The sequence below is a fragment of the Nocardioides sp. GCM10023255 genome (assembly GCF_042653125.1).
Taxonomy (GTDB): Bacteria; Actinomycetota; Actinomycetes; order Propionibacteriales; family Nocardioidaceae; genus Nocardioides.
This window is the reverse complement of record NZ_JBHSHU010000010.1, coordinates 374,425-395,053: the sequence shown is the minus strand read 5'-3', so window position 1 is coordinate 395,053 and position 20,629 is coordinate 374,425. Positions and strand designations below refer to the sequence as shown.

At 72.5% G+C, this 20,629-nt stretch carries 21 protein-coding genes; 11 read left to right on the top strand and 10 right to left on the bottom strand.

Going from position 1 to position 20,629, the window contains the following annotated elements:
* Window positions 1–4: 4 nt before the first annotated feature.
* Window positions 5–880: a type I methionyl aminopeptidase gene (gene map, locus ACFO9I_RS18520; RefSeq protein WP_379183529.1), complete on the bottom strand. Its 876-nt coding sequence runs from the start codon at window positions 878–880 to the stop codon at window positions 5–7.
* Between map and ACFO9I_RS18515 the strand changes: the two genes are divergently transcribed.
* Genes ACFO9I_RS18515 through ACFO9I_RS18505 form a run of 3 tightly spaced genes read left to right on the top strand, consistent with a single transcriptional unit; the run spans window position 879 to window position 1,825 of the window.
* The gene (locus ACFO9I_RS18515) at window positions 879–1,055 is read left to right on the top strand and encodes a hypothetical protein (protein WP_379183527.1); all 177 of its coding nucleotides are present in this window, start codon (window positions 879–881) and stop codon (window positions 1,053–1,055) included. The genes map and ACFO9I_RS18515 overlap by 2 nt on opposite strands.
* A gap of 3 nt (window positions 1,056–1,058) precedes the next feature.
* Complete coding sequence (locus tag ACFO9I_RS18510) at window positions 1,059–1,340, top strand: hypothetical protein (RefSeq protein ID WP_379183525.1); 282 nt, start codon at window positions 1,059–1,061, stop codon at window positions 1,338–1,340.
* Entirely contained in the window at window positions 1,337–1,825 is a 489-nt protein-coding gene (locus ACFO9I_RS18505) for a GNAT family N-acetyltransferase (RefSeq protein ID WP_379183523.1), read from the top strand. Before ACFO9I_RS18510 ends, ACFO9I_RS18505 begins: the two co-directional genes overlap by 4 nt.
* Before the next feature lie 25 nt (window positions 1,826–1,850).
* Here the strand turns inward: ACFO9I_RS18505 and ACFO9I_RS18500 are convergent, their stop codons facing one another.
* From ACFO9I_RS18500 to ACFO9I_RS18490, 3 genes are all read right to left on the bottom strand, one after another.
* Window positions 1,851–3,011, bottom strand: a complete 1,161-nt coding sequence (locus ACFO9I_RS18500) for a PQQ-dependent sugar dehydrogenase (RefSeq protein WP_379183521.1) — start codon at window positions 3,009–3,011, stop codon at window positions 1,851–1,853.
* A 57-nt stretch (window positions 3,012–3,068) separates the two neighbouring features.
* The gene (locus ACFO9I_RS18495; protein ID WP_379183519.1) at window positions 3,069–3,335 is read right to left on the bottom strand and encodes a GlsB/YeaQ/YmgE family stress response membrane protein; all 267 of its coding nucleotides are present in this window, start codon (window positions 3,333–3,335) and stop codon (window positions 3,069–3,071) included.
* Between the two features lie 100 nt (window positions 3,336–3,435).
* Window positions 3,436–4,452 (bottom strand): NAD(P)H-binding protein, encoded by a 1,017-nt coding sequence (locus ACFO9I_RS18490; RefSeq protein ID WP_379183517.1) that lies wholly within the window; start codon window positions 4,450–4,452, stop codon window positions 3,436–3,438.
* 250 nt (window positions 4,453–4,702) lie between these two features.
* Here ACFO9I_RS18490 and ACFO9I_RS18485 point away from each other — a divergent pair, with 250 nt between their 5' ends.
* Entirely contained in the window at window positions 4,703–5,110 is a 408-nt protein-coding gene (locus ACFO9I_RS18485; protein WP_379183515.1) for a hypothetical protein, read from the top strand.
* A gap of 29 nt (window positions 5,111–5,139) precedes the next feature.
* On the opposite strand, the gene ACFO9I_RS18480 is transcribed toward ACFO9I_RS18485, so the two are convergent.
* The 6 genes from ACFO9I_RS18480 to ACFO9I_RS18455 form a co-directional block, all read right to left on the bottom strand.
* A complete protein-coding gene (locus ACFO9I_RS18480; RefSeq protein ID WP_379183513.1) occupies window positions 5,140–5,748 on the bottom strand; it encodes a response regulator transcription factor in 609 nt (202 codons plus the stop codon).
* The gene (locus ACFO9I_RS18475) at window positions 5,745–6,848 is read right to left on the bottom strand and encodes a sensor histidine kinase (RefSeq protein WP_379183511.1); all 1,104 of its coding nucleotides are present in this window, start codon (window positions 6,846–6,848) and stop codon (window positions 5,745–5,747) included. Before ACFO9I_RS18475 ends, ACFO9I_RS18480 begins: the two co-directional genes overlap by 4 nt.
* A gap of 14 nt (window positions 6,849–6,862) precedes the next feature.
* Window positions 6,863–7,645, bottom strand: a complete 783-nt coding sequence (locus tag ACFO9I_RS18470; RefSeq protein ID WP_379183509.1) for an ABC transporter permease — start codon at window positions 7,643–7,645, stop codon at window positions 6,863–6,865.
* Entirely contained in the window at window positions 7,642–8,577 is a 936-nt protein-coding gene (locus tag ACFO9I_RS18465) for an ABC transporter ATP-binding protein (RefSeq protein WP_379183507.1), read from the bottom strand. The genes ACFO9I_RS18470 and ACFO9I_RS18465 overlap by 4 nt, the downstream gene beginning before the upstream one ends.
* A 75-nt stretch (window positions 8,578–8,652) precedes the next feature.
* Entirely contained in the window at window positions 8,653–9,516 is an 864-nt protein-coding gene (gene panB / locus ACFO9I_RS18460) for a 3-methyl-2-oxobutanoate hydroxymethyltransferase (RefSeq protein WP_379183505.1), read from the bottom strand.
* A 1,368-nt stretch (window positions 9,517–10,884) separates the two neighbouring features.
* A complete protein-coding gene (locus ACFO9I_RS18455; protein ID WP_379183503.1) occupies window positions 10,885–11,361 on the bottom strand; it encodes a VOC family protein in 477 nt (158 codons plus the stop codon).
* 116 nt (window positions 11,362–11,477) lie between these two features.
* Here ACFO9I_RS18455 and ACFO9I_RS18450 point away from each other — a divergent pair, with 116 nt between their 5' ends.
* From ACFO9I_RS18450 to ACFO9I_RS18420, 7 genes are all read left to right on the top strand, one after another.
* Entirely contained in the window at window positions 11,478–12,236 is a 759-nt protein-coding gene (locus tag ACFO9I_RS18450; RefSeq protein WP_379183501.1) for a class I SAM-dependent methyltransferase, read from the top strand.
* 27 nt (window positions 12,237–12,263) lie between these two features.
* On the top strand, window positions 12,264–14,318 hold the full coding sequence (locus ACFO9I_RS18445; protein WP_379183499.1) for an NAD(+) synthase: 2,055 nt from the start codon (window positions 12,264–12,266) through the stop codon (window positions 14,316–14,318).
* Between the two features lie 97 nt (window positions 14,319–14,415).
* Window positions 14,416–15,072, top strand: coding sequence for a hypothetical protein (locus ACFO9I_RS18440; RefSeq protein ID WP_379183497.1), 657 nt, complete (start codon window positions 14,416–14,418; stop codon window positions 15,070–15,072).
* Between the two features lie 91 nt (window positions 15,073–15,163).
* Window positions 15,164–16,501 carry a glutamine synthetase family protein gene (locus ACFO9I_RS18435; protein ID WP_379183495.1) on the top strand — a complete coding sequence of 446 codons (1,338 nt, stop codon included), beginning with the start codon at window positions 15,164–15,166 and terminating at the stop codon, window positions 16,499–16,501.
* Window positions 16,498–16,878 (top strand): hypothetical protein, encoded by a 381-nt coding sequence (locus ACFO9I_RS18430; protein WP_379183493.1) that lies wholly within the window; start codon window positions 16,498–16,500, stop codon window positions 16,876–16,878. The genes ACFO9I_RS18435 and ACFO9I_RS18430 overlap by 4 nt, the downstream gene beginning before the upstream one ends.
* Before the next feature lie 9 nt (window positions 16,879–16,887).
* Window positions 16,888–17,619 (top strand): type 1 glutamine amidotransferase, encoded by a 732-nt coding sequence (locus ACFO9I_RS18425; RefSeq protein WP_379183491.1) that lies wholly within the window; start codon window positions 16,888–16,890, stop codon window positions 17,617–17,619.
* 13 nt (window positions 17,620–17,632) lie between these two features.
* Window positions 17,633–20,608: a bifunctional [glutamine synthetase] adenylyltransferase/[glutamine synthetase]-adenylyl-L-tyrosine phosphorylase gene (locus ACFO9I_RS18420; protein ID WP_379183489.1), complete on the top strand. Its 2,976-nt coding sequence runs from the start codon at window positions 17,633–17,635 to the stop codon at window positions 20,606–20,608.
* Window positions 20,609–20,629 lie beyond the last annotated feature (21 nt).

Genomic DNA, 20,629 nt, shown 5'->3' with positions numbered 1-20,629 from the left:
ACGGTCAGGGGTTCGTGAGCACCTCGGCGCCGCTCGGCGTGACGAGGAGGGTGTGCTCGAACTGGGCGCTGCGCTTGCCGTCGCGGGTCACGACCGTCCAGTCGTCGTCCCACATCTCCCACTCGTGGGTGCCGAGGTTGAGCATCGGCTCGATCGTGAAGGTCATGCCGACCTCGATCAGGTCGTCGTACTCGGGGGTGTCGTAGTGGGGGACGATCAGGCCGCTGTGGAACGCCGTGCCGATGCCGTGGCCGGTGAACTCGCGGACCACGCCGTACCCGAACCGGCGGGCGTAGGACTCGATGACCCGGCCGATCACGCTGATCCGGCGGCCCGGCTTCACGGCCTTGATGCCGCGGTCGAGCGCCTCGCGGGTCCGCTCCACCAGCAGCCGCGACTCCTCGTCGACGTCGCCGGCGAGGAAGGTCGCGTTCGTGTCGCCGTGCACGCCGTCGAGGTAGGCGGTGATGTCGATGTTGACGATGTCGCCGTCCTCGATGCGGCGGCTGTCCGGGATGCCGTGGCAGATGACCTCGTTCACGCTCGAGCACAGCGACTTGGGAAAGCCCCGGTAGCCGAGCGTCGAGGGGTAGGCGCCGTGGTCGCAGAGGAACTCGTGGCCGATACGGTCCAGCTCGTCGGTCGTGATGCCCGGCGCGACGTGCGACCCGACCAGCTCGCGGGCCTGCGCGGCCAGCCTCCCGGCGGCGCGCATCTTCTCGATCGTCTCGGCGTCCTTGACCTCGCTGCCGGTGAACCGCTCGGGCGTCGGCTTGTCGACGTACTCCGGTCGCGGGATGGAGGCGGGCACGGGACGTCGCGGCGAGATCGTTGCGGCAGCCAGGGGAGTCACGCCGACGAGTGTAGTTTCAGGCGACATGAGCTCCTTCTGGTACTGCGTCAAGCACCATCGGGTCGAGGACCCGGACGGCTGCCCGCCCATCGACCGCCTCGGCCCCTACGACACCCGCGAGGAGGCCGAGCACGCGCTGGAGAAGGCCGAGCAGCGCAACCAGGACTGGGAGAACGACCCCAACTGGAACGACGAGCCCTGATCGGTGGCGCGGACCCGACGTCGCAACCCGAATGCCGTCTCGCCCTGGCCGTTCGTCGGCATGGCCGGGATGGCGTGCGCGTTCTTCCTGTACGCCGCCTCCGGGCTGCTCGCGCCCTGGTGGGCGGTGGTGGTGCTGCTGCTGGTGTGGCTGCTCCTGCTCGTGGTCGCCACCCGCTGGTGGACCCCGCACCCGAAGCGGGTGCCGTTCGTCGCGGTCTTCGCGGTGGTGCTGTGGTTCGCGGCGATGAACGCCGGGGGTGCGTGGTTGGGGTGGACCGCGTGACCGGGCTGCCGGCGGCGGGCTCCCTGACCATCGCCCCGCTGACCCACGAGCACGCCGTCGACATCTGCACCTGGAGCTACCCCGCGCCGTACGACTGCTACGACATGACGGGTGCGGACCCCGACACGCTGCTGGACCCCGGGACCGGCTTCCACGCCCTGCTGGCGCAGGGGCGATTGGTCGGCTTCCGGTCGTTCGGCGCCGATGGCCGGGTGCCGGGGTGGGAGTACGACGACCGGGCGCTCGACACCGGCGGCGGACTGCGGCCCGACCTGGTCGGACGGGGGCTGGGCAGGGCGGCGGTCGCGACCGGGCTGGCCTTCGGCCGGGCGAGGTTCGCGCCGCCGGCGTTCCGGGTGACCGTCGCGTCGTTCAACGCGCGGGCGCTGCGCACCGTGGAGTCGCTGGGGTTCGGGCGGGTCGGACGGTTCGACGCCGCCCGCGACGGCCGCAGCTTCGAGGTGCTGGTGCGGCCCGAGGGCTGACCCCCGGGCCGTCGGGCCGCAGGGCTCAGCGGGGGCTGACCCGCAGGATCACGTCGTTGCCGCCGCCGTTGTCGGTGGTGACGAGCAGGTCGTTGTTCGGGGCGACCGTCACCGAGCGCAGCCGGCCGTGCTGGCGCAGTGCCTTCGGGGCGCGGGTCCGCTGCAGGTGGCCGGTGCGGTCGAGGGTCAGGAACACGACCTTGGCCGCCTTGAGGGCTGCGACCGCCAGGGTGTCCTCGAGCGCGCCCCACTTCCTGCCCCGCACGAACGTGCCGCCGCTGGTCGCCAGCGTCGGGTCGCCCGAGCGCCACCGGGCCACCACCTGCTTCCCGGGCAGCGACCGGTCGGTCATCGGGACGGACTCGTTGTAGCCGGGGACGGGGTTGTAGCCGTAGTCGCCGCCCTTCACGAGCCGGTTGACCTCGTCGTCGCGGTAGGTGCCCTGCTCGACCGACCAGAGGCTGCCGTCGCGACGCTGGGCCAGGCCCTGGACGTTGCGGTGCCCGTAGGTGTGCACGTAGCGCTTCTTGCGGTTGGCCGCGTTGATGAACGGGTTGGTGGGCCACGGCCTGCCGGTCGCCGGGTCCAGCCGCAACGTCTTGCCGCCGAGGGACGTCAGGTCCTCGGGGTTGGTGCCCCGGGCGGCGTCGCCGGTCCCGACGAGCATCGAGCCGTTGCGGGTGATGAGCAGGCGGCACCCGCCGTGCCGGCCGGTGCTGGTGGGGAAGCCGCCGACCAGCTCGTCGAGCTTGCGTGCCCGGGTGGCCGCGTCGTTGAGCCGCCAGGCCAGCACGTGCACCTCGTGGCGGCCGTTCTTCGTGGTGCCGCCCTGGCAGGTGTAGAAGCGGCCGTTGTCCGCGAAGCCGGGGTCGACCTCGAGGGACATCAGCCCGGTCTCCCCGGACACCCACACCTGGCCGCTCGGGAACCGGACCCGGTGGACCCGCCCCCGGTCCCACACCGACAGCGTCGCGCGGTCGCGCTGGGTGAACAGCAACCGGCCCCTGCCGAGCGGCTGCACGTCCCACGGGTGGTCGAGGCCGGTCGCGATGGTGCGGACGCCGAGGGCGGGCGCGGCTCGGCCGTCGCTCCCACCCGGCTGGGCGAGGGAGGCGGTGGCGGGCGTCGCGGGGGCCAGCACGGCCAGGGCCAGGGACGCGGTCAGGGCAGCCGAGAGTGAGCGCATGGCGAAACCGTACGACGCCGCGCACGGCGCGAGGTGGACCTCGGGCGTCGCCGTCGCTCAGGTCGTCTTGTGCTGGCGTCCCTGCCAGTAGCTCCAGGCGAGGGTCACCAGGACCGCGCCGCCGATCGAGCCGATGATGCCGCTGGGTCGCAGCTCGAGCCCGTCGCCGGCGACCAGGCTGATGAGCAGGCCCCCCACGAAGGAGCCGAGCAGCCCGGCGACGAGGGCGGTCGTCCAGTTGATGCCGCGGGTGCCGGAGCCGAGCAGCAGCTGCGCCGCCGCGCCGACGAGCATGCCGAACAGCAGGATTCCCAGGATGAGCATGCCTCGACACTAGCGTTGCCTCCGGCTCGCCGGAATCGATCTTGACGTGTCGCACCGCCGTTGTGCGACGCCGTAGCGGACCCGGGCGGGTCGCGTGGGCTCAGGAGTCCGGCAGGAGACCCTTGACCGCGTCGACCGCCTTCGCCACGACGGGCCGCTGGTCGCCACCGCTGGCCCAGGCGGGGTCCTGGGGGAGGGGCCCCATGGGATCGGCGTCCTGAGGCGCTGACGCGAGCGGGGCGAGGGACCGGCGGAACGCCTCGTCGAGCCCCACCAGGGAGTGTCCCGGAGGGAGCAGGAGCTTCTGGAAGTGGTCGTCCGCGGCGACCATGTCGTGCCGCAGGCTCTCGACCAGCGCCTCGACCGTCGGCCGCGGCACGTCGGTGAGGCTGCCGACCAGCGTCCCGACCAGTGCTGTGGGCAGCAGCGGGACGCCGACCTGGGGGCGCGTCAGGCCGGCGTGCGAGGTGTAGGCCTCGAGCAGCTCGCCGTAGCGCAGCTGGTCGGGTCCGCCCACATCGAAGTGGCGCGAGGTGCCGGTGTGCTCGAGCGCACCGACCAGCGCCTCGAGCGCGTCGACCACGGCGATCGGCTGCACCAGGGAGTCCATCCAGGTCGGGATCGTGTGCACGGGCAGGCGTTCGCTGACCTGCCGGATGATCTCGAACGACGTGGATCCGCTGCCCACGAGCACGGCGGCGCGCAGGACGACCACGAGGGCCGGGCAGTCGGTCAGGATCCGCTCGACCTCGCGGCGGGACAGGAGGTGCTCGGACAGCTCGTCGTCGGCGACGTCCGGCACGATGCCGGAGAGGTACACGACCCGCTCGACACCGTGGGCGCGAACGCCGTCGGCGACGTTGGTGGCTGCCGCGCGGTCGGTCGCCGCGAAGTCGTCGCCACCCATCCCGTGGATCAGGTAGTAGACGGCCTGCACGCCCGCGCAGGCGTCGGCCACCTGGTCGGCGTCCAGCGCGTCCATGACGACGGTCTCCACCCGATCCCCCCACCAGGGCTGGGTGCGGTCGGGGTCGGTCGTGGTGGTGCGCACCTCGTGACCGCGCTCGAGCAGCAGCGGCACCAACCGGCTCCCGACGTAGCCGGTGGCCCCTGTCACCAGGATCTTCAACTCGTCCTCAGCTCTCCACGCGTGGTCGACCCCGGGTCGAGTCGCAGCACGACGACTGTAGCCTCGCCGCCGGATGAGCGACGGGCACGGCGGAGCGCCCGCCCGTCCCGGCCGGGCGCGCGCCCCGTCCCGTGACCGCAAGTGGGTACTTCCGGCGAGATCCCTTGTGGACGCCGGGCGAGCCGTCCGACCATCTCGTGTGGCCCGCCGGACTGCTTCCGAGACTCGCGCGGCGCCGGTGGTGACCACCGGCGCGGTGCGGGCGTGGCCGCCCCTGGCGGTGGCGCTGGGCTGTGCGGCGGCGTACGCGGTGTTCTTCGTCCTGCCCTTCTACGCCAACCACCTCGACCAGTACCCGCCGGCCGAGGCCGCCGGAGGCCTCCACGACCCGAAGGACCTCTGGCCGTACGACACCGCGCTGGGCGGCTTCGTCTTCGGCACCGGGGGACTGCTCACCCTCACCTGCGGCCCGCTCGTCGCGACGACCACCGTGGTGTGGGCGGGCCTCGCGCTCTGGCGCACGCGCTCGGACCGGGCCCCGCGAGCGCGGGTGCTCCTGCTGCTGGCCGCGGCCGTCGCGCTCGGGCCGCTGGTCTGGCTGGCGTCGCCGACGGGCTCGGTCGTGGTGCAGTGGTGGCTCGACTAGTCCGCTGACGGTGGGGCGCGGCGGCCCCCTCAGAGCCAGCCGTGCCCGTCGGCCACCCGCACCGCCTCGGTCCGGTTGACCGCGCCGGTCTTCCCGATCGCGGCCGAGAGGTGGTTGCGGACGGTGCCCTCGGAGAGGAAGAGCTGTCGCGCGATGGCGGCGACGGGGGCGCCGTCGCGGGCCGCCCGGAGGACCTCGGTCTCCCGCGCGGTCAGCGGCGAGTCACCGGACACCAGGCTGTCGGTGGCCAGCGCGGGGTCGACCACGCGCAGGCCGGCGTGCACACGGCGTACGGCGTCGGCGAGCTGGGCCGCGGGCGTGTCCTTGACGACGAATCCCGCCGCACCCGCCTGCAGCGCCCGGCGCAGGTAGCCCGGGCGTCCGAAGGTGGTGACGATGAGGACCCGTGTCTCGGGGCGGACCCGGCGCACCTCGGCGGTGGCGCTGATGCCGTCCATGCCCGGCATCTCGACGTCGAGCAGCGCCACGTCGGGCCGGTGCTCGAGCACGGCGGCGACCACCTCGTCGCCGGCACCCACCTCGGCCACCACCTCGAGGTCGGGCTCGAGCCCGAGCAGCGCGGACAGGGCGCCGCGGACCAGGGCCTGGTCGTCGGCGAGCAGCAACCGGATGCTCACGAGTCCTCCACCACCATCAGCGAGTGTCCGGGTGCGAGGTCCCGGGTGACGACGGTGGCGCCGACCGCGGCGGCGCGCTCACGCAGCCCGGCGAGCCCGGACCCGGCCTTGCCGGTGCCGTGGGGGCCGCACCCGTCGTCGCGGACCTCGGCCGCGGTCGGGGTGAGCCGGACCTCGCAGGTGCGGGCGCCGGAGTGGCGGATCACGTTCGTGACACCCTCCCGGACCGTCCACGCGAACAGCTCGCGCAGGTGCGTGGGCACGTCGTCGGTCGAGTTCGGCAGGTGCGCCTCGATCTCGGCGGCCTCCAGGGCGGTACGGGCCCGGGAGAGCTCGCCGGGCAAGGTCAGCTCGCGGTAGCCCTCCACCGCACGGCGTACGTCGGCGAGCGCGTCGCGACTGAGCCTCTCGAGGTCCGCGACCTCGGCCCGCGCCCGCTCGACGTCGACGTCGAGCAGCCGCTGGGCCAGCTCCGCCTTCACGGTGATCACGGTCAGGGAGTGACCGAGGATGTCGTGGAGGTCGCGGGCGAAGCGGGTGCGCTCGTTCTCGACGGCCAGGTTGGCGTTGACCTCGTGCGCACGGATGAGGTCCATGTTGCGGCGCATCACCGTGCGCATGCCGAAGATCGCGACCGACGCGGCCATGATGCCGAACGCGAGCCCCACCTGGCTTCCCCAGCCCTCGACACCGCTCAGCGCGAGCGCGCCGACGGTGAGCACCACCACGACGGGCACGGCCGCCCGCAGCGGCAGCACCATCACGCAGCTCACCGCGATGTAGACGACGCTGGCCAGGCCGGTCTCGCCGACGGCGGCGACCATGACCCCGCCCAGCGCCACCAGGGCCCCGAGGTAGGGGAGGGTGAAGCGCAGCGGCGGGTCCGGGACGAGCCGCTGCCGGTCGGCGCGCAGCTGCACCCACAGCGCCATGTACGTCGCAGCGAAGGCGAGCGTGGCCGCCAGCCCGACCGCGCCGGCGAGGGAGTGCCGGTCCGCCCAGGCGTCGAGCAGCGGGTCGGCGAGGAAGAACAGCCACACCCCGGCGAACAGCGGCCCCAGCCGTCCCAGCACCTGCTGGGACGACCGGGGCTCGCTCATGGCGCGAAGACTAGTCACACGCGCGCCGTGTCCTTGCTCATCCGCCATGCGGCGCCCCCGACGAAGACGCCGAACCACACCAGGGCGTTGACGACCGCGGTCCACGGCAGCTCGTCGGTCAACGGCCAGCGGCTGATCTCGGCGACGCCGAACATGGGGGTCCACTCGGCGATCCGGTAGATCCAGGTGCCGGGGTCCAGCGGGATGAAGACGTTGCCGAGGAAGGAGAACAGCGCCAGCCCGGGGCCGAGCACCTGCATGGCGTTCTCGCCGGGGACGAGGTAGCCCACGAACACCCCGAGCGCCGCGAAGACCATGGTGCAGAAGAGCGTGAGCACGGCGCACCCGATCCACACGTGCGTCGGCATGTGCGGCTTGCCCTGGGCGATCCCGGCGACGTTGACGACCGTGATGGCCACCGCACCGAGGACGAGGGCGAGCACCGCCTTCATCAGGATGTAGACGGCGGGGTTCAGCGGGGTGAGGCGCAGCTGGCGCGACCAGCCGAGCGCACGCTCCATCGCCACCATCGCCCCGCCGGACGCGGCGGTGAGGGCCGCGCCGTACAACGCCATCGACACCATGATGTACGCCGCCACGTTGCCGTTGCCGGCGTCGTCGTCCCACCCGGCGGTGCCACCGAACGACAGGAACATCGCGGCGGGGAAGAGCAGCGTGAAGAAGATGGTGCGCCGGTTGCGCAGCATCCGGCGCAGCTCGATGCGCAGCACGGTCGTGTTGAAGCCGCCCAGCGGCGGGACCCGGCGGTCCGTGCGGTCGATGCCGATGCTGCTCACGACTGCTCCTCGGTGGTGGCTCCGGTCAGGCTGATGAAGGCGTCCTCGAGGCCCTTGGCGGTGATCTCCAGGTCTCGTGCGGCGGTCTCGGTCAGCAGGTAGCGGGCGACCGCGTCGCTGTCCTTCGCGTGCACGATGACGGTCTCGCCGCGCACCTCCACCCCTTCGACGCCGCCGATGCGCGCGAGGGCCGTCGTGTCCACGTGGGGGAGCGTGGCGCGCACGGTGCGACCGGTCGCCAGGGCCCGGATCTCGGAGCCGGTGCCGTCGGCCACGATCCGGCCGCCGCTGATCAGGACGATGCGGTCGGCGTACTGGTCGGCCTCCTCGAGGTAGTGGGTCGCGAAGAGGACGGTGCGGCCCTTGCCGGCGTCGCGCCGGATCGCCGACCAGAATGCGCGCCGCCCCTCGACGTCCATGCCGGTGGTCGGCTCGTCGAGGAGGAGCAGGGCAGGATCCGACAGCAGCGCCATCGCGAACCGCAGCCGCTGCTGCTCGCCCCCCGAGCACTTCGCCACCTTGCGCTCCGCGATGCCGGTGATGCCGGCGTCCTCGAGGACCTCGTGGACCGGCTTGGTGTCGGCGAACAGGCTCGCGGTGTACTCGACCGTCTCGCGGACCGTGAGGTCCTTGAGCAGGCCGCCGGTCTGCATCACCGCCGACACCAGGCCGCGGGCGACGGCCTGGCGCGGGCGGTGACCGAGCACCGTCACCTCGCCGGCAGTGGGCTGGGAGAGCCCCAGCACCATGTCGATCGTCGTGGTCTTGCCCGCGCCGTTGGGTCCGAGGAAGGCGACGACCTCGCCCTGCTCGAGCTCGAGGTCGATCCCGCGCACGGCGTGCACGGCACCGAAGTCCTTCGTCACCCCGTCGAGGCGGACCGCGGGCAGCCGGACGGCGGTGTCCGGCAGCGGGTGGTCAGTCTGTGTCATGCGACCAGCGTGGCCGCTCGCACCGTCCCGTCCCTCCGCCGCCGGTCACGACCGCGGCATGACAAATGTCAGGACTCAGAACGTGTGGTCGGGCCCCGGGAAGCTCTGTGCCTTCACGTCGGCGGCGTACTCCCGGGCGGCCTGGAGCAGCACGCCGTGCAGGTCCGCGTACTGCTTGACGAACTTCGCCATCCGGCCGGTGCGCAGCCCGAACGCGTCCTGCCAGACCAGCACCTGGCCGTCGCAGTCGACGCCGGCGCCGATGCCGATCGTGGGGATCCCGACGGCCTTGGTGACCTCGGCCGCCACGTCGCCGGGCACCATCTCCATCACCACGGCGAAGGCGCCGGCGGCCTCGAGGGCCCGCGCCTCCTCGACGACCTTCGCGGCCGCGTCGCCGCGGCCCTGGACCCGGTAGCCACCGAGGTTGTGCTCGGACTGCGGGGTGAAGCCGATGTGCGCCATCACCGGCACGCCGCCCTCGGTCAGCTTGCGGACCTGCGGCACCATCTCGAGGCCGCCCTCCAGCTTCACCGCGTGGGCGTTGGCCTCCTTCATGAACCGCACCGCGGTCAGGTAGGCCTGCTCCGGGGATGCCTGGTAGCTGCCGAACGGCAGGTCGGCGACCACGAGGGCGCGCCGGGCGCTCCGGGTCACGGCCCGGGCCAGGGGGATCAGCTCGTCCACCGTCACCGGGAGCGAGGTCTCGTTGCCGTAGACGTTGTTGCTGGCGGAGTCGCCCACCAGCAGGATGTCGATGCCGGCCTCGTCGAAGGTCTGGGCGGCGTACTGCTCGTAGGCCGTGAGCATCGTGATCTTCTCGCCGCGCTGCTTCATCTCACGCAGGTGGTGGGTGCGCACCCGCTTGGCGGGCGGCGCGCTCGCGGCCGCCGGGCCGGAGCCGTACGGCGCGGGCTGTTCGGTCTTGTCGTCGCTCATGGCGAGCTCCCATCGGCGTCATCTCGCAGCTCCCTGATGGAGTCCACGGACCGTTGGTCAGGCTAGTCCGGCATGCGGGTGGGGGCGCTGTGTCGATGGTCACGGGAGTCTCGGCCTGCGTTCGGCTGGGGTTGAGGTTTGCTCCCGGTTCTCCGGCTGCTTTCGGTTGCGGACTTGGCTGGCTACGGGGGGCTTCGGTTTGGGGTCGGCTCCCGGCTTTCGGTTGCGGTTTGGTCACCAACCGCATCGCTTTCGGCGATTTCGGTGCGGTCTGTGACCGATCGACGCGGTCCCGTCCGGCCGTCGGGTGCCAGGCCCCGATGACGACCGTCGAGCTGGGTCAGGGATCGACTCGGCTCCTGGTGCGGTTTGCTCCCGGCTCTGCGGCTGCTTTCGGTTGCGGTCTTGGCTGGCTACGGGGGAGGTGGGCTTCGGTTTGGGGTCGGCTCCCGGGCTTTCGGTTGCGGTTTGGTCACCAACCGCATCACGTTCGGCGATTTCGGTGCGGTCTGTGACCGATCGACGCGGTCCCGTCCGGCCGTCGGGTGCCAGGCTCCGATGACGACCGTCGAGTCGGGTCAGGGATCGACTCGGCTCCTGGTGCGGTTTGCTCCCGGCTCTTCGGCTGAATTCGGTTGCGGTCTTGGCTGGCTACGGGGGAGGTGGGCTTCGGTTTGGGGTCGGCTCCCGGGCTCGGGTCGCGGTCACGTGCGGTTTGGTCACCAACCGCATCGCTTTCGGTGATTTCGGTGCGGTCTGTGACCGATCGACGCGGTCCCGTCCGGCCGTCAGGTGCCAGGCTCCGCCCGATGACGACCGTCGAGCCGGGTCAGGGATCGACTCGGCTCCTGGTGCGGTTTGCTCCCGGCTCTCCGGCTGCTTTCGGTTGCGGTCTTGGCTGGCTACGGGGAGGTGGGCTTCGGTTTGGGGTCGGCTCCCGGGCTCGGGTCGCGGTCACGTGCGGTTTGGTCACCAACCGCATCACTTTCGGCGATTTCGGTGCGGTCTCTGACCGATCGACGCGGTCCCGTCCGGCCGTCAGGTGCCAGGATCCGCCCGATGACGACCGTCGAGCCGGGTCAGGGATCGACAACCACCCTCAGCAGAGAAGGGCGAAGGACGAGGGGGCGGGCAGGCGGGCCCGCAGCGGCGGACCGCGCGCGAGGAGCGTAAGGGCGAGCGGGGGCGCCGCCAGCGGACCCGACCCGAGGCGGCGGTGTGCGGCGCCGCCGCGAAGCAAGCGACGGCGCGCGGTCCGCGGCGGAGGGCACGCACGAGCCAGCCCCGAGCCACAGCCCGAGAGAGGCCCGGCCACCGCCGGAAAGGCCACCCTTGAAAGGCAACCGCCGGAAAGGCCGCCGCACAGACTCACGCAGCGTCCGCCGCAGCCTCCAGCTCAGAGATCACGATCCGCCGCTGCCGCAGCATCGCCTGCATGGCCGCCTGCGCGCGAGCGGGGTCCTGGTCGCTGAGCAGCTCGTGCAGCCGGGTCGGGACGATCTGCCAGGAGAGCCCGAACCTGTCCTTGAGCCAGCCGCACATCGACTCCTCGCCACCGGCGACGAGGTTGTCCCAGTAGTAGTCCACCTCGGACTGGTCGGCGCAGGTCACGCTGAAGGAGATGGTCTCGGTGAAGCCGGCGAACATCGGACCGCCGTTGATGCCGCGGAATGTCTGGCCGTCGAGCACCCACTCGCCGGCCATCACGGTGCCCGGCTCGCCGGGCCCGGCCTCGCCGTAGCGGGAGACGCTGGTGATCGAGGAGCGGGGGAAGATCTTCGTGTAGAACTCCATCGCCTCCTCGAGGTTGTCGTCGAACCACAGGCAGGGGCTGATGGAGGTCATGGCGGATTCCTCGGGTCGGGCCGGAGCTGGAGTCCCGGCGTCTGGACGTTGTGACTGCCGCAGACCACCCGAATCATCGCTGTCCCGAGCGCCGTGGGCGGTCGTACAGTCGATGTGTGGCCTTCGACGTGCCCGCGGCGGCGTACGACCGCTTCATGGGTCGGTACGCCGACCCGCTGGCTCCGCAGCTCGCCGACCTGGCGGGGGTGCGGCGAGGGCAGCGCGTGCTCGACGTCGGCTGCGGCCCGGGCGCGCTGACCGCGGTGCTCGCCGAGCGGGTGGGCCACGACGCGGTCTCGGCCATCGACCCGTCGCCGTCGTTCGTGGCCGCGGTGCGCGCGCGGCTGCCCGGTGTGGACGTGCGACAGGGAACGGCCGAGGAGCTGCCCTACGACGACGGCACCTTCGACGTGACGCTGGCCCAGTTGGTCGTCCACTTCATGCGCGACCCGGTCGCCGGGCTGCGCGAGATGCGCCGCGTCACCGGGACCGGCGGCGTGGTGGCTGCGTGCGTGTGGGACCACGCGGGTGGCCGCGGCCCGCTCTCGCCCTTCTGGTCGGTCGTCAACGAGCTCAGGGCCGGGGTCCGCGACGAGTCGGGCCTGGCGGGCTCCCGCGCGGGCCAGCTCGAGGAGCTGGCCGCGGTGGCGGGGCTGCACGCCGTCGAGCCCCGTGAGCTCACCGTGACCGTGCACTACGCCGACTTCGAGGAGTGGTGGGAGCCCTACACGCTCGGCGTCGGGCCGGCCGGCGACTTCGTGTCGGGCCTCGACCCGGCGGAGCGCGAGACGATCCGGGCGGCCTGCGAGCAGCGCCTGTCCGCGGGGCCGTTCGACGTCGGCGCGACCGCCTGGACGGTGACCGCCCGGGTTTGAGACGCGGCGCGTGGGAAACTCCCAGACGTGGACTTCTACTCCGCCTACGCCCACGGGTTCGCCCGCGTCGCCGCCTGCACGTTGCCGATCGCGATCGCGGACCCCGCTGCCAACGCCCGCACGGTGCTCGAGCAGGCCCGTGCCTGTCACGACGACGGCGTGGCGGTGGCGATCTTCCCCGAGCTGACCCTGGCCGGCTACTCGATCGAGGACCTGCACCTGCAGGACGTCCTGCTGGGCGCCGTCGAGGACGCGATCGGCGAGATCGTGGCGGCCTCGACCGACCTGGTGCCGGTCATCGTCGTGGGCGCGCCGCTGGTGCACGGCACCCGCGTCCTCAACTGCGCCGTGGTGATCCACCGGGGTCGGGTCCTGGGCGTCTCGCCGAAGTCCTACCTGCCGACCTACCGGGAGTTCTACGAGCGCCGCTGGTTCGCGCCCGGCGACGACCGGCGTGGGTCCACGATCCGCCTCGGCGGGACCGAGGTGCCGTTCGGCCCCGACCTGCTGTTCTCCGCCACCGACGTCCCGGGCCTGACCCTGCACGTCGAGGTCTGCGAGGACATGTGGGTGCCGATCCCGCCCAGCTCCGAGGCGGCGCTGGCGGGCGCCACCGTGCTCGCCAACCTCTCGGGCAGCCCGATCACCGTCGCCCGGGCGGAGGACCGGCGACTGCTCGTCCGCAGCGCGAGCTCGCGCTGCAGCGCGGCGTACCTCTTCGCGGCCGGCGGCCAGGGCGAGTCGACCACCGACCTGAGCTGGGACGGCCAGACGATGGTCTACGAGTGCGGCCAGCTGCTCGCCGAGTGCGAGCGCTTCCCCGAGGAGCCCCGCCGGGCGGTCGCCGACGTCGACCTCGACCGGATCCGCCAGGAGCGGCTGCGGCAGGGCACCTTCGACGACAACCGGCGCACGTACGACGAGCGGGTGCGCGAGTTCCGCACCGTCGGCTTCGAGCTGGAGCCGCCGACCGGCGACATCGGCCTGCGTCGCAAGGTCGACCGCTTCCCGTTCGTGCCCGACGACGCCGAGCGGTTGGCCCTGGACTGCTACGAGGCCTACAACATCCAGGTCTCCGGCCTCGAGCAGCGACTCTCCGCCATCGGCGGGTCGACCTGGCAGCCCAAGGTCGTGATCGGGGTCAGCGGTGGCCTCGACTCCACCCACGCGCTGATCGTCGCTGCCAAGGCGATGGACCGGCTGGACCGGCCGCGCAGCGACATCCTGGGCTTCACCATGCCGGGCTTCGCGACGGGCGACACCACGAAGTCCTACGCCTACCGGCTGGCAAAGTCGCTCGGGATCACCTTCGAGGAGCTCGACATCACCGGCGCGGCCGGGCAGATGCTCAAGGACCTCGACCACCCGTACAGCCACGGCGAGGAGGTCTACGACGTCACCTTCGAGAACGTCCAGGCCGGGCTGCGCACGGACTACCTCTTCCGGCTCGCCAACCACCGCGGCGGCATCGTCCTCGGTACCGGCGACCTCTCCGAGCTGGCCCTGGGCTGGTGCACCTACGGCGTGGGCGACCAGATGTCCCACTACAACGTCAACGCCGGCGTCCCCAAGACCCTCATCCAGCACCTGATCCGCTGGGTGGCCGAGAGCGGCCAGTTCGACGAGGAGACCAACGACGTGCTCCACGACATCGTGGAGCAGGAGATCACCCCCGAGCTCGTGCCCCAGAAGGAGAGCGACAAGCCGCAGGCGACCGAGGAGTCCGTCGGGCCCTACGCGCTGCAGGACCTGACGCTCTTCTACGTGATCCGGCTCGGCTTCGTCCCGAGCAAGATCGCCTTCCTCGCCTGGCACGCCTGGCGCGACGCCGAGGCGGGGGAGTGGCCGCCGCACCTGCCGGAGCACCGCCGGCTCGCCTACGACCTGGCGACGATCCGGAAGTGGATGGTCGTGTTCGTGAACCGGTTCTTCGCCAACCAGTTCAAGCGGTCCGCGCTCCCCAACGGACCCAAGGTGAGCGCCGGCGGCACCATGTCGCCCCGCGGTGACTGGCGGATGCCCTCCGACGCGAGCGCCGCCGCGTGGCTGGCCGAGCTCGAGGCCAACGTCCCGGAGAACTGACCGCAACAAATCCTCGGTCGACCACGTCTACCTCTGCGGAAGGGCGCCGGCGCTCATCGGGAGCACCGGGCCCTCCTCGCACGAGGAGATCGAAGACATGACTCGGATCAGTCCGGTACGACGCGCGGCCCTGCTGGTGACCACCCTCGTGGCCGGACTCGGGGGGATGGTCTCGACCGCCGGCCCGGGGGCGGCGGCGTCCGCGCCGACCGGCCACCCGGCCGCCGCCCAGGCCGTCGTCCAGCCCAGGGCGACCGCCGGGGACCGCACCACGGTCGCCTTCCTGGTGGACGGCTGCAACCGCTGCCACGTCCGGCTCTACCAGGCGGTGCGCGGCCGCGAGCACGTGTGGGAGTCCCGCACCCACCGCGTCCGCGACGGCCGGGTCAGCTTCGACATCGCCACCCGGCACACCCACGGCCTCAGCGCATCGGTGCGGGCGCCGTGGGAGGGCAACGTCGGGGCGGTCACACAGATCGCCTTCCGCTACGCCCACGAGCCGGTCGGCTCGGAGGTCGACAACCGGGAGGCCCGGACCAAGCGACGCGCCTCCGGCTGCTGGGCCGGTACGACGCGCAACGCGGTGCTCCTGCCGCTGGTCGTGCGGAAGGTGACCATCCCCGGCGTGGACGGATCGCCGACGACGGCCGCGCGCGCGTGGATCGGCACCACCACCGAGTGGTGGAAGCCGATGCTCCACGCCTACAAGGGCATCCTCGGCGCGCAGGACGTCGTGTTCTGCGAGCGCCCCTGACCTGCAGGCGCAGCGGAGCGGCGCCGGGCCCTCGTGCCCGGCCCGGAGACCCCGACGGGTCCGGCGCCGCCGATGCGCCATAGTTGGCCTCATGGGTAAGCAGGAAGACTTCGTTCTCCGCGCGCTCGAGGAGCGTGACGTCCGGTTCGTCCGGCTCTGGTTCACCGACGTCCTGGGCTTCCTGAAGTCCGTGGCGGTGGCGCCCGCGGAGCTCGAGGGTGCGTTCGCCGAGGGCATCGGATTCGACGGCTCCGCCATCGAGGGCTTCGCCCGGGTCTACGAGGCCGACATGCTGGCCAAGCCGGACCCGTCGACGTTCCAGATCCTGCCGTGGCGGGGTGAGGGCCCGTCGACCGCGCGCATGTTCTGCGACATCGTGATGCCCGACGGCTCCCCGTCGTACGCCGATCCCCGCTTCGTGCTCAAGCGCACCCTGGGCAAGGCCGCGGAGCAGGGGTTCACCTTCTACACCCACCCCGAGATCGAGTTCTACCTCTTCAAGAACGCCCCGGAGGCCGGCGACGAGCCGGTCCCGGTCGACCGCAGCGGCTACTTCGACCACACCGCGCAGTCGATGGGTGCCGACTTCCGCCGCGAGGCGATCACCATGCTCGAGGCGATGGGCATCTCGGTGGAGTTCAGCCACCACGAGGGCGGGCCGGGCCAGCAGGAGATCGACCTCCGGTACGCCGACGCGCTGAGCACCGCCGACAACATCATGACGTTCCGGACCGTGATCCGTGAGGTGGCGCTGAGCCAGGGCATCTGGGCGACCTTCATGCCCAAGCCGTTCACCACGCACCCCGGCTCGGGCATGCACACCCACGTGTCGCTGTTCGAGGGCGACACCAACGCCTTCTTCGAGGCCGGCGCCGAGTACCAGCTCTCCAAGACCGGCCGCCAGTTCATCGCCGGGGTGCTCCGCCACGCCAGCGAGATCAGCTGCGTGACCAACCAGTGGGTCAACTCCTACAAGCGGATGATGTTCGGCGGCGAGGCGCCGTCGTACATCTGCTGGGGCCACAACAACCGCTCGGCGATGATCCGGGTGCCGATGTACAAGCCCAACAAGGGTCAGTCGACGCGAGTCGAGCTGCGCACGATCGACGCGGCCTGCAACCCCTACCTCGCGTACGCCGTCGTGCTCGCCGCCGGCATGAAGGGCATCGAGGAGGGCTACGACCTGCCGCGCGAGGCGGAGGACGACGTGTGGTCGCTCTCCGAGCGCGAGCGCAAGAGCCTCGGTATCGACCCGCTGCCGCGCAGCCTGCACGACGCGATCGGGATCGCCGAGGAGTCCGAGCTGCTCGCCGACACCCTCGGCGAGCACGTCTTCGACTTCTTCCTGCGCAACAAGCGCGCCGAGTGGGAGGAGTACCGCGGGCAGGTCTCCGCCTTCGAGCGGGACCGGATGCTGCCGGTCATATGAGCCGGACCTACGAGCCGGCGCGTGCCCGCCAGCTGCGGATCCTGCTGTGGGTCGTGGTCGTGGTCGCGGCCCTGATGGCCGTCTTCGCGCTGGCGTTCCTGGCCGCCGGGTCGGACCCGCTGTTGGTCCTGCTGGTGGTGGCGCTGCCCGCCGCGGTCATGCTCGGGCTCTCCGCGCGCACCCTGAAGCTGCTCGGTCGGGCCGACCCCCGGGCCGGGTCCTGGGTCGTGGGCACCGCCTGGGTCGTGGTCCTGGTCGGCCTGCTGCTCAGCCGGACCGGACCCGGGCTGTTCGTCACCATCGTCGGGATCCTGCTGCTGCTCATCGCGGTGCTGCCGGGGCGGGACGCCCGTCCGGGGCAGCCCTCTGACGGATAGGTTGCGACCGTGACCGATGCGACCGTGCTCGTCGTCCAGCACGAGGACGACTGCCCGCCCGCGCTCGTGGGGGACTGGCTGGTCGAGGCCGGGTGCGCCCTGGAGGTGTGCCGGCCCTACGCCGGCGACGAGGTCCCCGGCCTCGAGTCGTACGACGCGCTCCTGGTGCTGGGCGGGCCCATGGGCGCCAACGACGACGCCAAGCACCGGTGGCTCCCCGTCGTGAAGGAGCGGGTCCGCGACGCGGTCGCCACCGGGCTGCCGACGCTCGGCATCTGCCTGGGCCACCAGCTGATCGCCGTGGCGCTCGGCGGCACGGTCGGGCGCAACCCGCGCGGCCAGCAGCTCGGGCTGCTCGAGGTCGGCTGGACCGCCGAGGCGCTCGCCGACCCGCTGCTCGGCCCGTTGGCCGCGCCACGCCGGGGGGTGCAGTGGAACGACGACATCGTCACCCGGCTGCCGGACGGCGCGACCCTGCTGGCGGCGACCGGGGCCGGCGAGGTGCAGGCCGCGTGCTTCGCGCCCGCCGTCTGGGGCGTGCAGCTGCACCCCGAGGTCGACCACGACGTGCTGGCGCCGTGGGCCGAGTCGGACCGCGGCTCGCACGAGGCCCGGGGCATCGACCAGGACGCGCTGATGCGCGACATCGCCGAGGCCCGCGCGGAGCTCGACGCCGCCTGGCGTCCGCTCGCGTCCGGCTTCGCGGCCCTGGCGCGCACCCACGCCGGACGTCGCGGATGAGCACGGGCCACCGATGAGCCGGCCGGCCACCAGCAAGGGCTCGCTGCTGCGCCTGGGGTTCCAGGACGCCGACGCCTCGCTGGCCTCCCTGGACGTGCTCGGTGCGGCCGCCGAGCCACTGGTCGCCCTGCTGTCCCGCACCGCCGACCCCGACCTCGCGACCGTCTCCCTGGCCCGGCTCGCCGAGGCAGCTCCGGACCGCGAGGCGCTGCTGGAGGAGCTGGTCGACGACGAGGGCACCGCCATGCGGCTGCTGTGCGTGCTCGGCGCGAGCCAGGCGCTCGCCGACCACCTGGTCCGTCACCCGGAGCAGTGGCGCGAGCTCACCGACCCCGAGCTGGGGTCCACCCGGCCCGCGGCGTACGCCCTGCGCGCGCACCTGCTGCGCGCGGTGGGTGCCGACCCCGAGGACCCGTCACCCACCGCGACCCTCGACGACGAGCGGGCGCTCGACGTGCTGCGGGTGGAGTACCGCCGGCTGCTGCTGCGCCTGGCGGCGCGCGACCTGGCCCACGACCTCGGGCTGGACGACGCGGCCGCGGAGCTCTCCGACCTCGCCGCCGGCACGCTGGAGGCGGCCCTCGCGATCGCCCGCCAGCGCGTCGGTGCGGACGCGGCGCTGGCCCGGCTCGCAGTGGTCGCGATGGGCAAGTGCGGCGGCCACGAGCTCAACTACGTGTCGGACGTCGACGTCGTGTTCGTGTACGAGCCGGTCGAGGGAGCGGCGGAGAACGCTGCGACCCGCGCCGCGACCCAGCTCGCCAGCCACCTGATGCAGGTCTGCTCCGACCACACCGCCGAGGGCACGATCTGGCCGGTCGACGCCGCGCTGCGTCCCGAGGGCAAGGCGGGCCCCCTGGTGCGGACCCTGGCCAGCCACCGGGGGTACTACGAGCGCTGGGCCAAGACATGGGAGTTCCAGGCGCTGCTCAAGGCCCGCCCGGTCGCCGGTGACCTCGCCCTCGGTGGCGAGTACCTCGCGATCGTCTCGCCGATGGTGTGGACCGCAGCCGAGCGTGACGGCTTCGTCGGTGACACCCAGGCGATGCGCCGGCGGGTGCTCGACAACATCCCGCCCCGCGAGGCCGAGCGCCAGCTCAAGCTGGGCTCGGGAGGCCTGCGCGACGTGGAGTTCGCGGTGCAGCTGCTGCAGCTGGTGCACGGTCGCGCCGACGAGTCCATCCGGCCGCCCACCACGCTCAGCGCGCTGGCCGAGCTGACCCGCGGCGGGTACGTCGGCCGCGAGGACGGCGAGGCGCTGCACGAGGCGTACTGCTTCCTGCGCACGCTCGAGCACCGGATCCAGCTCTTCGGGCTGCGACGCACCCACGTGGTGCCCGAGGACGAGGCGTCGCTGCGCCGGCTCGGCCGCAGCATGGGGATGTTCAAGGACCCGGTCGGCACGCTCGAGAAGGTCTGGCAGCACCACCGTCGCGAGGTGCGCCGGCTGCACGAGAAGCTCTTCTACCGGCCGCTGCTGGCCGCGGTGGCCAAGATCCCCGGCACCGAGGCCCGGCTCTCCCTGGAGGCGGCGGGGGAGCGGCTGGCGGCCCTGGGCTACCTGGACCCGAAGGCCGCGCTGCGGCACCTCGAGGCACTCACCAGCGGGGTCTCGCGCAGCGCCAACATCCAGCGCACGCTGCTGCCCGCGATGCTCGAGTGGTTCGCCGACGCCCCCGACCCCGACGCCGGGCTGTTCGGGTTCCGCCGGATCAGCGAGTCGCTGGGGGACACGCCGTGGTACCTCAAGACCCTGCGCGACGAGGGGGAGGTCGCCGAGCGGCTGGCCCGGTTGCTGGCAACCTCCCGCTACGCCACCAGCCTGCTCGAGCGGGAGCCGCAGGGCGTGCGGATGCTCGGTGAGGACCTGGTGCCGCTGACCGCCGAGGCGCTGACCGAGGAGATGCTCGCGTCCGCCGGCCGGCAGGTCGACCCCGAGAAGGCGGTCCGGGCGATCCGCGCGATCCGGCGTCGCGAGCTCTTCCGGATCGCCAGCGGTGACCTGCTCGGGCTCATCGACGTGGCCGAGGTCGGGGCCGGCCTGTCGCGGCTGACCGACGCCACGCTGGAGGCGACGCTGGGGGTCGCCGGACGGTCGGTGCGGATGCAGCGCAGCTTCGAGGACGCGCCCACCCGGATGGCGCTGGTGGCCATGGGCCGCTACGGCGGCTTCGAGCTGTCCTACGGCAGCGACGCCGACGTCCTGTTCGTGCACGAGCCGGAGCCGGGCGCCGACCCGCAGGCCGCGTCGTCGTACGCCCAGGCCGTCGCCAACGAGCTGCGCCGCCTGCTCTCGCTGCCCGGGGCCGACCCCGCGCTGCAGGTGGACGCCGACCTGCGGCCGGAGGGCAAGCAGGGGGCGCTGGTGCGGACCTTGGACTCCTACGCGGCCTACTACGCCAAGTGGTCGAAGGTCTGGGAGGCCCAGGCGCTGCTGCGCGCGGACGCCGTCGTCGGCGACCTCGAGCTGCGGCGGCGGTTCGAGGAGCTGATCGACCCGCTGCGCTACCCGACCGAGGGGATCAGTGCGGACGACGTGCTGGAGGTACGCCGGATCAAGGCACGCGTCGACGAGGAGCGGCTGCCGCGCGGCGCGGACCCGCACACCCACCTCAAGCTGGGCCGGGGCGGGCTCGCCGACATCGAGTGGACGGTCCAGCTGCTGCAGATGCAGTACGCCGGACAGGTGCCGCGCCTGCGCACGTCCCGCACCCTCGAGGCGCTCGACGCCGCCCGGTCCGCGGGACTGGTCGAGGACGACGACGCGGTCGAGCTGGCGCACGCGTGGCGCACGGTGAGCCGGATCCGCAACGCGGTCACGCTGGTGCGGGGGAAGCCGGGGGACAACCTGCCCCGCGACCCGCGGGAGAAGGCTGCCGTCGCCACCATCCTCGGCTACCCGCCCGGCGCCTCGGACACGATGGTCAACGACTACCTGCGGATCACCCGGCACGCGCGTGCGGTCGTGGACAAGGTCTTCTGGGGATAGCCCCGGCCCACGTGGCGCGGT

Excerpts from the sequence above, each read along its gene's own strand:
- ACFO9I_RS18500 (WP_379183521.1), bottom strand. The coding sequence starts at position 3,011 with ATGCGCTCACTCTCGGCTGCCCTGACCGCGTCCCTGGCCCTGGCCGTG.
- ACFO9I_RS18495 (WP_379183519.1), bottom strand. The coding sequence starts at position 3,335 with ATGCTCATCCTGGGAATCCTGCTGTTCGGCATGCTCGTCGGCGCGGCG.
- ACFO9I_RS18465 (WP_379183507.1), bottom strand. The coding sequence starts at position 8,577 with ATGACACAGACTGACCACCCGCTGCCGGACACCGCCGTCCGGCTGCCC.
- ACFO9I_RS18475 (WP_379183511.1), bottom strand. The coding sequence starts at position 6,848 with ATGAGCGAGCCCCGGTCGTCCCAGCAGGTGCTGGGACGGCTGGGGCCG.
- ACFO9I_RS18420 (WP_379183489.1), top strand. The coding sequence starts at position 17,633 with ATGAGCCGGCCGGCCACCAGCAAGGGCTCGCTGCTGCGCCTGGGGTTC.
- ACFO9I_RS18430 (WP_379183493.1), top strand. The coding sequence starts at position 16,498 with ATGAGCCGGACCTACGAGCCGGCGCGTGCCCGCCAGCTGCGGATCCTG.
- map (WP_379183529.1), bottom strand. The coding sequence starts at position 880 with ATGTCGCCTGAAACTACACTCGTCGGCGTGACTCCCCTGGCTGCCGCA.
- ACFO9I_RS18435 (WP_379183495.1), top strand. The coding sequence starts at position 15,164 with ATGGGTAAGCAGGAAGACTTCGTTCTCCGCGCGCTCGAGGAGCGTGAC.
- ACFO9I_RS18515 (WP_379183527.1), top strand. The coding sequence starts at position 879 with ATGAGCTCCTTCTGGTACTGCGTCAAGCACCATCGGGTCGAGGACCCG.
- panB (WP_379183505.1), bottom strand. The coding sequence starts at position 9,516 with ATGAGCGACGACAAGACCGAACAGCCCGCGCCGTACGGCTCCGGCCCG.
- ACFO9I_RS18455 (WP_379183503.1), bottom strand. The coding sequence starts at position 11,361 with ATGACCTCCATCAGCCCCTGCCTGTGGTTCGACGACAACCTCGAGGAG.
- ACFO9I_RS18440 (WP_379183497.1), top strand. The coding sequence starts at position 14,416 with ATGACTCGGATCAGTCCGGTACGACGCGCGGCCCTGCTGGTGACCACC.